Origin of the sequence: Lunatimonas lonarensis, assembly GCF_000390185.1 — a bacterium.
Classification (GTDB): Bacteria; Bacteroidota; Bacteroidia; order Cytophagales; family Cyclobacteriaceae; genus Lunatimonas; species Lunatimonas lonarensis.
The window spans coordinates 1-12,907 of the sequence record NZ_AQHR01000065.1; the positions used below are offsets into that span (position 1 = coordinate 1).

Below are 12,907 nucleotides of genomic sequence, written 5' to 3' on the forward strand. Positions count from 1 at the left end.
GAGAGGACAGATAGGGAACTAATCCCTATCTTCCTACTCGATTGTCTACTTAAGTCAGGAAATCGAGTACCGTTAAAGGTTGTGGCGTTGCCTTTTGAGGTTTTTAGTGGAGTTTATAGGTGTGTTGGGGAGTGATCCTGAACTATTATTGCGGAACGAGTGAAAATAATAAAGTAGTTTAAATTAGTAAAAATATAACTAATAAAATAAAAAATAATAAAAAAAAATCACATATTTATTTTTATTTAAAATTAATTTTTAAAATAAGAAAAATGGTTTTATATTAACGAATTGTTAGCGATTAAAGAATTAAACAATTATCTGTTTGATGTGTTTTTTTTAAAATCAAACCCAAAAATAATATGGAACAACTATTTACTTATCTCAAGCCTAAATCCTTTTTTTATAGCAAGTTAGTTTGTGTCTTTTCAATTGAAAAGGAACCTTCTTAGCTGGATTCTAGACAGGCATTAACTGCTCACTTATCGAGATTTCCTTCTTAGCCAGCCCTTCAATCGGGGTTGGGTAGGATATTTATTTTCAATTTTCTACAATCAATCAAAACCAAGTTAGCTTATGTCAACAATTTACAGAAGTTTTCATGCGTCTATGGTAATGCTGCTGCTCTCGGCGACAGTACTGTTTGCGCAGCAACGCGAGATCACCGGTGTCGTGTCCGATGATTTTGGAGATCCGCTGCCCGGTGCGGCGGTATTGGTCAAAGGTACCACGTCAGGGACCGTAACGGATATTGACGGAGAATTCCGGATTACCGTGCCCAGCAACGAATCCGTGCTGGTATTTTCCTTTTTGGGTTATACCAACAAAGAAGAGGTGGTCGGAACCCGCTCCACGATCAATGTCGCACTTGCCCAAGCAATGAGTGGGCTGGACGAGGTCGTCATTACCGGTTATGGTGCCCAGTCGAGAAGGGACATTACCGGTGCAGTAACCTCCGTCGATACCGATGACCTACTTGCCATTCCGGCGACCACTTTTGCGCAACAGCTACAAGGAAGAGCTGCGGGAGTCACCATCATAAACGATGCGACCCCAGGTGGAGGAGCAACGGTACGGATAAGGGGCTTTGGAACCATCAACAACAACGACCCGCTGTATGTGATTGATGGGGTTCCCACCCAAAACCAGGGTAACCTGAATCCCAATGACATCGAATCCATTCAAATTCTGAAGGATGCGTCTGCTGCATCCATTTATGGGTCACGAGCGGCTAATGGCGTGGTTATTATTACCACGAAACGTGGAAAAGTCGGAAAGCCAACCATTGCATTTGATGCTTTTTATGGCACTCAGCGCGCAGATCGAGGCCCTGAGCCACTTAATGCAGAGGAGTTGGGAAGGTATCTTTGGTTGGCAAATACACTTCATGGGAGGACACCTACCCATGGACAATACACTTGGGGCCCCAATGGGGAGGTTGGTCTCCCGGATTATGTATTCCCCAGTGGCGCAATGACGGGAGATCCGGGAACAGACCCTTCGTTGTACGCTTTGGAACCCGGAAATATATATCCAATTACCAGGGCCGCCGATACTAACTGGTGGGACGAGGTAACACGGTCAGCACCCATTCAGAGCTATCAGATCACCGCTTCTGGCGGCACTGAAAATGGCCGGTATGCGCTGTCTGTCAATTACTTCAACCAAGAAGGTATCGTGAGAGACATCGGTTACGACAGGTATTCGGTACGAGCAAACACAGAATTCAAAGCACTAAATGGAAAACTGACATTGGGAGAAAACCTTTCTGTCACCGTAGGTCAGCGGAAGGGGGGATTTGGAAACGGAGTTGCCGGTAACAACGCCGAACAAAACGCTGTATTCAGTGCTTCGCTACAGCATCCTCTGCTTCCCGTCTATGACATTATGGGCAATTTTGCCGGAAGTAGGGGTGCCAACTTGGGCAACAATTTTAACCCGGTAGCTGTGCTTGGTAGGGCGCAGGACAACCGAAACCTATCGCTCAGGGCGTTTGGGAATATCTACGGAGCTTATCAGGTAAATGACAATATCGAGGTCAGAACCAGTCTGGGTATTGATGCCAATACACGCAGGGGGCGCTTTATCGGTAGGCCGCAACCTGAGTACGTAGAAGGAAACTTCGTCAACAGCTCTACATCCGAGCATGAATATACCTATCAGTGGGTGTGGACCAACACCGTAAGCTATTCCAAGACCTTTGATAACGTGCATAATTTTGACGCGTATGTAGGGTTGGAAGCAATCAAAGAATTTGGAGAAATATTTGGTGGGCAGCGGCAACGCTATGCGTTCGAAACAGTTCCCGTGATCGGGTATTTGGACCTGGGGGATCCCAACACAGCAACCAACTTTGGCCGCGTGGTGAATGACTATCGTCTATATTCCCAGTTTGGGCAGGTAAACTACAACTATGATGGGAAATACCTGGTTCAGTTTATACTTCGGAATGACGCCTCTTCCCGCTTTTTGCAAGCCTCCCGAAACGCAACATTTCCCGCTTTCAGCTTAGGGTGGAGGCTTTCGGATGAGGAGTTTGTCGCCAATGCACTTCCGTTCGTTTCCGACATGAAATTGCGGTATGGGTGGGGAAGAACCGGTAATCAACTTATAGGTGATTACAACGCCTACACGACCTACCGAACCAATATTTTCAATGCAGGCTATCCGATTGACGGTTCCAATTCCACACCTGCCCTGGGATTTGATGCGGCCAGGTTTGGTAATCCAAATGCGCGATGGGAATCGACGACTTCCAACAACGTTGGGCTGGACGCCGAGTTGCTGGACGGCAAGTTCTTTTTTGAACTGGATCTATGGAACCGGGTGACCTCAGATATGCTTTTTCAGGTACCGATCAGCTATGGTCATGGAGACGCCATTGCACCCTTCGTGAACATTGGTCAAATGACAAACCGAGGCCTTGATCTAAACTTGGGATATAGTGAGACCTTTAGAGGTGGTGATCTGCGTCTGAATGTTTCTGCCAATTATTCGATTTACAGAAACAACGTAGACCGGTTGGCTGATAATGAGGAGAATGTCTTGTTTGGGGCATCTACCCGTGTGCCTTCGGTAACTGTGACCCAACAGGGATTCCCCATATCCTCCTTTTTCGGGTACCGAAATTTGGGCATTTTCCAAACGGAGGAAGAAGTGGCCGCGCACCCTCCCTATGGCAACTACAACGCCGTGGGCAAGTTTAAGGTGGAGGACGTTAATGGTGATGGAATCATCACAGACGCCGACCGAACCATTATCGGCAACCCCCACCCGGATTTTGTGTACGGTATCAACGTAAATGTGGGCTACAAAAATTGGGACCTGACACTGTTCGGCAACGGATCGGTTGGCAACGACATCTTTAACTACATGCGATATTGGACCGATTTCAACACGTTTCAGGGCAATAAGTCCCGTAGGGCACTTTACGACGCTTGGACGCCAGAAAACCCAGGAGGTACTGTGCCCATCATGGATTCAAACGACCAAATCAGCAGTAGGCCATCTACCTATTTCATCGAAGACGGATCTTACTTCAGACTCAGGAATCTTCAGCTTACCTATAGCCTCACGCAAAATGCCCTTAGCAAGCTGGGTATGAGCAGGGCGTCGGTATACTTCCAGGGACAAAACCTGTTTACCATTACCAACTACTCCGGAACCAACCCGGAAATACAAACGGGAAGTAACAATACAATCGGTTTTGATGGCGGCTACATGCCGGTATCCCGAAACCTGATCCTTGGTGTAAATGTGACATTCTAACTGATTATTACGATGAAGAAGATAAGAAAAAACTATATAAGTCTGGTGGCTGCGGGTCTTTTGGCTGGTATTACCACCTTTTCGTGCAGCGAAGGATTCCTTGAGACAGAGCCTCAGGGACAATTCAGTACCGTTGGACTTGCCAATCCCCAAGGTGTAGAGGGAATCTTATTGGGTGCCTATGCCATGGTGGATGGCTTTGGCTTGGATGGGCAGTCCAGTTGGAACGGAACCATCGAAAACTGGGTATACGGAGGTGTTGTGTCCGATGATGCCTATAAGGGAACAGATGCGGGTGATCAACCTGAGCAGACGTTTTTGGAAACGTACGATTTTCAGGCTACCAACCTGCACCTACGAAACAAATGGCGTGCCGTGTATAAGGGCGTAGCGCGGGCAAATGACGCGATAAATACACTCAAGCAGGTCGAGGAAGTGGGCGATCAGCGACGAGCTCAAATCGTAGCCGAAGCTCGGTTTCTACGTGGATTTTTCCACTTCGAGGCGAGAAAGATGTGGAGAAGAGCACCTTACATCGACGACAATACCTTTGTGCTGGATGATCTGGAAAGCAGTAAAGTGCCCAACGACCGGGAAATATGGGGAGATATTGAAGCTGATTTTGAGGCAGCGATGAACGTGCTTCCCGAATCTCAGACCGACGTGGGAAGACCAACCAAATGGGCGGCCATGGCCTTTTTGGCCAAGGCAAAGATGTTCCAGGGCTGGAATCAGGAAACAGGTGCGGCCAACATCTCCAAACTACAGGAAGCCAAGCCGCTATTGGAGGATATTGTAAATAATGGCGGCTTTTCGTTGGTGCCTACCTTTGAGGAAAACTTCCTCGTGGGAAGAAGAAACAACGAGGAGTCCATCTTTGAAGTACAGTACTCCATTTCATCTGCAACCACCCAGGCAGCCAATGAAGGAACCACGCTGAATTACCCTTATACAGATCCTTGGGGCTGTTGTGGTTTTTATCAGCCAACGCAAAACTTGGTAAATGCATATAGGACCAGTTCGGATGGATTGCCCTTGTTGACGACCTTCAACGATGAGAATGTTACCAGCGACGAAGGGGTTGGGCTGAATGCCCCCTTTACCCCGTATCAAGGACCGGTAGATCCAAGGTTGGATCACACGGTAGGCCGTAGGGGGATTTTGTACAAAGGATACAAGATACATAACAGGGATTTTATCCGTGATCAGGCTTATGCGGGACCGTATTCTCCCAAGAAGCACGTCGCAGAACCTGCATTCTTCGGGATTGGGCCAAATCCTCGCCTTTCTGCCAATAATTACCGAATCATGCGGTTGGGAATGGTGATTCTTTGGCTTGCAGAAGTGGAAGTAGAGTTGGGGAATTTGGAAAGAGCCAGGGAATTGGTGAACATCATTCGTGCCCGGGCGGCAAATCCTGCTGGTTTCGTCCCCAGGGCTATACAGGGAACTGATAGAAATGATTTCACCATCGTGGAAGGAGAACCGGCCGCCAATTATGTCATCAGTACCTACAACCAGCCCTGGTCGGATCAATACATCGCAAGGCAAGCGGTAAGGATGGAAACCAGGTTGGAATTTGCTATGGAAGGCCACCGATTCTTTGATCTGCAGCGCTGGGGTGTTGCTGCAGAGGTGCTTTCGCAATACCTCACCGTGGAGCGTACGAGAAGATCGTATCTTGCAGCTGCCCAATTTCAGAAAGGCGTTCATGAGTTCTTCCCGGTACCGTTGGAGGCAATCGAGCGTTCCTTCCGAGATGGGTCCCCTACCTTGACACAAGATCCGGCATTTCCGTAACTAATTTCTTTATTTTTAAAAGGCGGGGCGACCCGCCTTTTTTTCTTTTTCCGGTTATCTTTGTGTTTTTACGCATCAACAGCTTACATGCCTAAACTAATCCGGATAACGACTGTTCCCCTTTCGCTTAAATTGCTCCTGCGAGGGCAGATGAAGTTTATGCGATCTGCCGGGTGGGAGGTGGTGATGGTAAGCTCGGAAGGCAAGGAATGGGAACAGGTGCAAAAGCAGGAGGGATGCAACGTCGAAGTGATACCCTTCACCCGTCAGGTAACGCCTCTTCAAGATCTGCGGTGCCTCTGGGAGTTGTATAAGTTATTCAAGCGGGAGCGGCCGGATATTGTTCATAGCCACACCCCTAAGGCAGGCTTGCTCGCCATGGTCGCCGGTTTTCTGGCCAAAGTACCCATACGCATCCATACGCTTGCCGGACTGCCCTTCCAAGTGCTAACCGGCAACCGGCGAAAAATCATGATCTGGATGGAAAAAATCACCTTCCGCTTTGCAACCGAGGTGTGGGCGAATGCTGCGTCCCTGAAAGATCAGATTGTGTTGGATGGGTTGGTGCCAGGCGAAAAAGTCAGGGTTATAGGGCATGGATCCTCCAACGGGGTGGATTTGGAGGTGTTTGACCGGTATAACCTGAAGGAAAACAACCTGGTAGCTGCGACTATGCGGATAGTGCCCGGTGAGAATGAGTTTGTGATATTGGCGGTCGGCAGATTGGTGAAAGACAAGGGGATCGAAGACCTCGTAGAAGCGTTTTTGGTTTCCAAGATAGTCAATAAATCCAAGTTGGTTTTATTGGGCTCTTTCGAGCAAGACCTAAATCCGCTTTCCAGACAGACCATCAACCGAATCAATGACCACCCTAGGATCGTCCACCTCGAATGGACAGATCACGTGGCCTGTTATATGGCCATTGCCGATATTCTTATCCACCCTTCCCATCGGGAGGGATTCCCAAACGTCCTCCTCGAAGCGGGGGCCATTTGCTGCCCCATCATTTGTTCGGATATCCCCGGCAATTTGGAAGTGGTCACCCACAAAAAAACAGGGTTGGTCTACCCCGTTCGAAACGTGCAGGCACTTAAGGAAGCGATGGAGTTTGCCTATGTGAAACGGCTCGAGATGCTGGCGTTTGCGGAGAATCTGAACCGGGAGGTAACGGAGAAATACGACCGAAAACTTTTTCAACAACAGCTTTTGCAGGAATATTACCGGCTTTGGGACAAAGAAATAAACCGGAATGTTTAAATTCTCCTGATTTTTCGTTAATCTCACAGATGTTTACCAAAAGGAATGAGCAGGTTGGCTTTTATAGGTAGTATGCGTAGCGGGGTTGTCATTGTCATGGTCTTGGGCATTGTTTCCTGTGTAAGCAACAAGCGTATCAATTATCTCCAGAACCTTAGCGGAAATGAGCCGATCGGGTTGGATGAATTTATACCTTATGCCAATGTGGATTACGAATACATCCTGCAGCCCTACGACATCGTTGACATTGATTTCGCATCGGCAAACGAAGAGCTACTCTCAGCATTTGAATACCACGGAGCAAGCTCCTCAAGAATGGGAGGCAGGGGAGGTGCTGCTATGGGAGGTGCTATGGACGTGTTCTATTTTTCGGGATATTCGCTCGACAAGGATGGTTTCGTCCGCATCCCCCGTCTGGGAAATATTCCCCTAGCGGGACTGACCGAGGAACAAGCTAGGATAAAAGTCCAAGAGATGATCAACCAGTACTTCAAGGAAGAGGTCGATGTACGCCTACGCATCGGCGGCATCCGTTTTACGGCCTTGGGGGAGTTTACCAGCGCTGGCACGAAGGTGATATTGAAGAATAGAGCGACTATTTTTGATGCGTTGGCCATGTCCGGTGAGTCCAATATCCTGGCCAAGAAAAACGAACTGTTTCTGATCAGGCAATACGATGGGGGGACTAAGATTCACCAAATAAACCTGAACGATCGGCAATTGCTGGCCTCTCCTTATTACTTCATACAGAACAACGATATTCTGTACCTACAGCCCATGCAAATACGTCAGGTAGGGTCGGGCGAAAACCTATCGGCCTCCCTTCAATTGGGGATTTCCATACTTACAGCAGTTTTGTTTATTTACGGTGTCACATCAGGTATTTTTTGAGGATGGAAAATCTGGATTTATCAAAGTTTGACGAGCAGGAGCGACCGATTGATATAAAGTACTATATCATCAAGTATTCCCGGTATTGGCCGCTTTATTTGCTGTTCATATCCGTAGGGTTGATCGCAGTTTTCTTGTTTCATAGGTACACGGTTGAGCGATTCGAGGTCAAGGGAAGTGTGATGATCAAACGCAACGCTTCCCCGGAAGTACGGATTCTGGATAGGTCAAATATTTTTTCGGCACCGGACAACCTAACCAACGATATCCTTTTGTTCGCCTCCAAAAACCTCGCAGAAGAAGCTTTAAAGAAAGTCCACTTTGATGTCAGTTATTTTGCCGCTACGAATATCAAGGAGATCGAAATGTACAGGATCTCACCGATCCGGATAGAGGTCGACTGGGAATACCCGCAGATGGATGGCAGAAGGATGGCGTTGAAGATACTTTCTGCCGAAGAGTTTACGATTGATCGGGAGGAAAACCAGTTTTTGGAATGGTGGAATATCCGTAGGTCGCTCGAGAGTTCCGATGTGGACATTTATGGTAAGAACTATCGCTTTGGCGAAGAAGTGAAAGGGGCAAGGGCCAAGTTTCGCGTCCATTTGTTGAATCCATCGCGGATAGGAGATGAGGTGGGATTTGAGCTTCACCACCCAAATACGTTGGTGGACCGCTATGCCGGTAGCGTGCAGGTTCGTCCGTTGATAAACTATGGCTCTGTACTTGAAGTCAGTATGGTGACCAAAGTGGTAGAAAAGGGAAGCGATTATGTTAATGCATTGATGGATGCCTTTCTTGAATACGATCTTCGTGAGAAAAACCGCATTTCCGAAAATGCCCTACGCTTTATCGAAGAGCAGCTTTACATCGTTGAGGATTCGCTCAATTCGGTAGAAAGGCGTATGCAGCAGTTTAAGGTAGCCAACAAACTGCTCGACGTGGATGCCGAGTTTGGTGGGGTGCTGAACAACATACGGACCCTGGAGGAAGCGATACAGAAAATCGATTTTGAGCTTTCTTACTACAGATCCCTGCGCGATTACCTGCTTCGGAAGGGACTGGACTACGAGGAAGTGGTGGCACCCTCCGTGGTTGGTATTTCAGATGGACTGCTCAACCAGTTGATTGCCCAATTGGTGGATTATTCCCTACAGCGCAGAACCTTGGTAAGCATCGTAAACGAAAACCACCCGGATGTGGCCGTATTGGACCAGCAGATCCAGCGGGTTCGGGACAATGTATTCGAAAACATACAAAACCTGATCGAAAATACAGAGACGAAGAAACGTGAAAGCGACGATAAACTCAGGTCTTTTGACCAGCAGTTTTCCAAGCTTCCCATGGCCGAATCCAGCTACACGAATATTTTCAGGGAGTACAAGCTGCGCGAGAACCTGTATACCTATCTGTTGGAGAAACGGGCCGAAGCGGGTATTGCCAAAGCCTCCAACGTTTCTGATAATTCCATTGTAGATTACGCTAAAAAGGGGAGTCTGATCTATCCCAAAAAAATGCAGAATTATTCCTATGCAGTCGGGCTGGGTTTTTTCATCCCTCTGGGTTTTTTGCTACTCTATCACTACCTCAACAACCGGATCATGGATCAAATCCAGCTGAAGAGCATCCTGAAGATTCCGCTTCTCGGTACGATTGGCTATAGTGACAAGGACACCAATCTGCTGGTGGCGGATTTTCCACGGGCTCTTTCATCGGAGTCTTTCCGGTCCTTGCGTTCGGCACTGTTTTATATTCACAGCGAAAAAACCTGCAAACGGATCTTGGTGACTTCCAGTATTTCGGGAGAGGGCAAAACGTTTATCAGTATAAATGTGGCCTCTGCCATGGCACTGAGCGGTAAAAAAACCTGCCTGATGGGAATGGATCTACGAAAGCCGAAGTTGGCGGCAAATATGAACGTGTCCAACAAAAAGGGGCTTTCCACATTCTTGGTAGGCAAACATGGCTACGAGGAGATTGTACTTAAGACAAAGTATGAAAACCTGTATGTGGTTCCTTCCGGACCGGTTCCACCCAATCCATCCGAACTGTTGCTCAAGGATCAACTGAATGAGTTTTTTTCATACCTGGAGCAGGAATTTGATGTGGTAATTATGGATTGTCCGCCGGTGGGACTGGTTTCTGAAACCATGGATTTGCTGCGCTTTTCGGATATAAACCTGTACATCGTCCGGTACGATTATACCCACAGAAATCACCTACTGATGATCAATGACCTCTACGCAAATGACCAAGTTAGGGATTTTTACGCTATCTTTAACGGGCTAAAAAGCGGGGGAGATACCTATGATTTTGGTGGGTATAACTACGGCTATGGGTATAATTATTCTTACCTCCGAAAGAACAGATACAGTGGAAATTATTACGAGGACGAGCCAAAAAGGAAGCAGGGTTGGTTGTCGAATTGGATATCAAAATTTAGGGCTTAGTTTAGTTGTTTTATGGAAAAATCAATTTTGATCACCGGAGGGGCGGGTTTTATTGGCTCCCATGTCGTCAGGCTTTTTGTGAAGAAGTACCCAACGTATCGGATTGTCAATTTGGACAGCCTCACCTATGCGGGTAATTTGGCCAATTTGACCGATATCGAAAGTGAACCGAATTACCATTTCGCCAAAGTGGATATTCAGGATGCGGAGGCAGTGGAAGCCACCTTTCGGCAGTTTCAAATTACCGATGTGATCCACCTGGCGGCAGAGTCCCATGTGGATCGCTCCATTACCGATCCCCTTTCCTTCGTGAAGACCAACGTGGTCGGCACAGTCAACCTCTTGAATGCGGCCAAGGGTTATTGGCAGGATTTTGACAAGCATCTCTTCTACCATATCTCTACGGATGAGGTGTATGGTTCCCTACACGATGGAGGGTATTTCCTGGAAACCACTCCCTACGATCCCCAATCCCCTTATTCGGCATCCAAAGCCAGTTCAGATCATTTTGTAAGGGCCTATGCCAATACTTATGGTCTGAAGACAGTGATTTCTAACTGTTCGAACAACTATGGTCCCAACCAGTTTCCCGAAAAACTGATCCCTCTTTGCATCCATAACATTAAAAACAACAAACCATTGCCCGTATATGGCAAAGGAGAAAACGTTCGTGACTGGCTTTTTGTGGTGGATCATGCCCGCGCCATTGATGTTATTTTCCATTCCGGGAGGTTCAATGATACCTTTAACATAGGAGGGTTTAATGAATGGAAAAACATAGACATCGTTCGCCTGCTATGTGAGATCCTCGATCGAAAGCTGGGACGCAAAATAGGTACCTCCGAAAAGTTGATCACCTTCGTAAAGGATCGTGCCGGCCATGACCTTCGCTATGCAATTGACGCCTCAAAAATTCAGCAGGAATTGGGATGGGAGCCAAGCCTAACCTTTGAAGTGGGTATAGAACAGACCGTGGATTGGTACCTGAGCAATGAAGACTGGCTAAATGGTGTCACCTCGGGGGATTACCAAAAGTATTATGAGCAACACTACGGGTAACGCAGACCAAAATGAAGCAATACCATGACTTGTTAAGGCACATCTTGGAAAATGGTGTGCAAAAAGGGGATCGTACAGGAACAGGCACTATTAGTGTCTTTGGTTATCAGATGCGAATGGACCTAAGCGAGGGCTTTCCGCTGCTTACTACCAAGAAACTTCATATACGTTCCATTCTCCACGAACTACTTTGGTTTCTGCAAGGAAACACCAACATTGCCTATCTGAAAGCAAACCAAGTCTCGATATGGGATGAATGGGCGGATGAAAACGGCGATTTGGGCCCCGTCTATGGCTATCAGTGGAGGCATTGGCCCGACGGAAAGGGCGGAGAGATCGACCAGATCAAAAATCTGGTCCAGCAAATAAAGACCAATCCCAATTCCCGTCGCCTGATCGTCAGCGCCTGGAATGTAGCCGATGTTGACAAGATGGCCCTGCCTCCCTGCCACCTCCTTTTCCAGTTTTATGTGGCCGAGGGCAAGCTGTCCTGCCAGTTGTACCAGCGAAGTGCTGATGTGTTTTTGGGCGTGCCGTTTAATATAGCCTCCTATGCGATCTTTGTATACATGGTTGCTCAAGTTTGTGGGTTGCAGGTGGGCGAGTTTATCCACACCTTTGGAGACGCCCATTTGTACAACAATCATTTGGAACAGGCACGTCTTCAGCTTACCAGGGAGTGCCGCCCACTACCAAAACTGAAGCTCAACCCGGACGTGAAGGATATCTTTGGGTTCAGGTTTGAGGATTTTGAAATCACCGACTACAATCCTCACCCGCATATCAAGGCCGCCGTATCCGTTTGATGCTTATGCCCTCCTCGGGGCAGGATCAAAAAGAAAACACCTGTTGGACAACAGGTATTGACGTTGGGTCAAAAACAGTGTCTTCAAAGGATGAAATAAAGGAGACGCCCGTCACGTTCGTGGTAAATACCTGATCCGCTTCCCTTATGGAGTCCACTTTTTGGGATACTTCCTGTAGCGGGATGTTTTTCTTTTTCAGGTGGGCAATCAGTGCTGCCCTCGCCACCCCGGCTATGCAGTTGTGGGTTAGCGAAGGCGTATAGAAGGTGTTGTCCTTTTTCCAGAACAGGTTGGCCGCTCCGGCTTCGGAAAGGTAGCCGTCTCCATCTGTCAGCAGGATCTCGTCCACGCCGAGGGAGACGCGTTCCATATTGGCCATTACATAGGGTAGGGCATTCAGCGTTTTGCAGTTGGCCCATGGAGTTGGGTACAGTTTTATGGTTTTGCTGAGAGCGGAGGTTTTTTTGATCAGGGGAGCTGACTGAAAAGGTTGTATGTACAGGGTCTCCCGTATACCCTCGGTGGTGGGGGTATATTTCCCTAATCCAGCCCGGAAGATGTTCCAGCGAACCCGCCAATTTTCTTCCTTGCCCAGGGTATTCACGAGTGATTTTTCCAAGTCCTTCAGCGTGGAGAACCCTTTTGAGGCAAGCTGTAGAACCCTCAGACCGCTGTTAAGTCTCGCCAGATGGTGGTTTGCAAACCGGATGCGGCCATTGCTGAAAACCATCGTTTCAAAAATCCCATCGCCAAAAAAGGCTGCCCGGTTTGCTAGCCGCCCAAAGGACCAACCTCCGGAGGAGTCTTTCTCCAAATACATTGTATCAATACCGTTCACTGTGTTGTCCGATTTCGGTCAGGCCGTTTGGTCTCGGA

At 47.8% G+C, this 12,907-nt stretch carries 8 protein-coding genes; 7 read left to right on the forward strand and 1 reads right to left on the reverse strand.

Annotated features, from left to right (window positions below; translation table 11 throughout):
* Window positions 1–576 precede the first annotated feature (576 nt).
* The 7 genes from ADIS_RS10580 to ADIS_RS10610 all read left to right on the forward strand — a co-directional run bounded on the left by ADIS_RS10580 (window position 577) and on the right by ADIS_RS10610 (window position 12,031).
* Window positions 577–3,768, forward strand: a complete 3,192-nt coding sequence (locus ADIS_RS10580) for a SusC/RagA family TonB-linked outer membrane protein (RefSeq protein ID WP_010854478.1) — start codon at window positions 577–579, stop codon at window positions 3,766–3,768.
* Between the two features lie 12 nt (window positions 3,769–3,780).
* The gene (locus ADIS_RS10585; protein ID WP_010854479.1) at window positions 3,781–5,568 is read left to right on the forward strand and encodes a RagB/SusD family nutrient uptake outer membrane protein; all 1,788 of its coding nucleotides are present in this window, start codon (window positions 3,781–3,783) and stop codon (window positions 5,566–5,568) included.
* Between the two features lie 87 nt (window positions 5,569–5,655).
* On the forward strand, window positions 5,656–6,825 hold the full coding sequence (locus ADIS_RS10590) for a glycosyltransferase family 4 protein (RefSeq protein WP_010854480.1): 1,170 nt from the start codon (window positions 5,656–5,658) through the stop codon (window positions 6,823–6,825).
* Between the two features lie 45 nt (window positions 6,826–6,870).
* The gene (locus ADIS_RS10595) at window positions 6,871–7,716 is read left to right on the forward strand and encodes a polysaccharide biosynthesis/export family protein (RefSeq protein WP_010854481.1); all 846 of its coding nucleotides are present in this window, start codon (window positions 6,871–6,873) and stop codon (window positions 7,714–7,716) included.
* Window positions 7,717–7,718: 2 nt separating this feature from the next.
* Entirely contained in the window at window positions 7,719–10,166 is a 2,448-nt protein-coding gene (locus tag ADIS_RS10600) for a GumC family protein (RefSeq protein WP_010854482.1), read from the forward strand.
* Window positions 10,167–10,178: 12 nt separating this feature from the next.
* Window positions 10,179–11,225 carry a dTDP-glucose 4,6-dehydratase gene (gene rfbB / locus ADIS_RS10605; RefSeq protein ID WP_035805582.1) on the forward strand — a complete coding sequence of 349 codons (1,047 nt, stop codon included), beginning with the start codon at window positions 10,179–10,181 and terminating at the stop codon, window positions 11,223–11,225.
* 11 nt (window positions 11,226–11,236) lie between these two features.
* Window positions 11,237–12,031, forward strand: coding sequence for a thymidylate synthase (locus tag ADIS_RS10610; RefSeq protein ID WP_010854483.1), 795 nt, complete (start codon window positions 11,237–11,239; stop codon window positions 12,029–12,031).
* Window positions 12,032–12,056: 25 nt separating this feature from the next.
* On the opposite strand, the gene ADIS_RS10615 is transcribed toward ADIS_RS10610, so the two are convergent.
* The gene (locus ADIS_RS10615; protein WP_010854484.1) at window positions 12,057–12,851 is read right to left on the reverse strand and encodes an aminotransferase class IV; all 795 of its coding nucleotides are present in this window, start codon (window positions 12,849–12,851) and stop codon (window positions 12,057–12,059) included.
* Window positions 12,852–12,907: the final 56 nt, after the last annotated feature.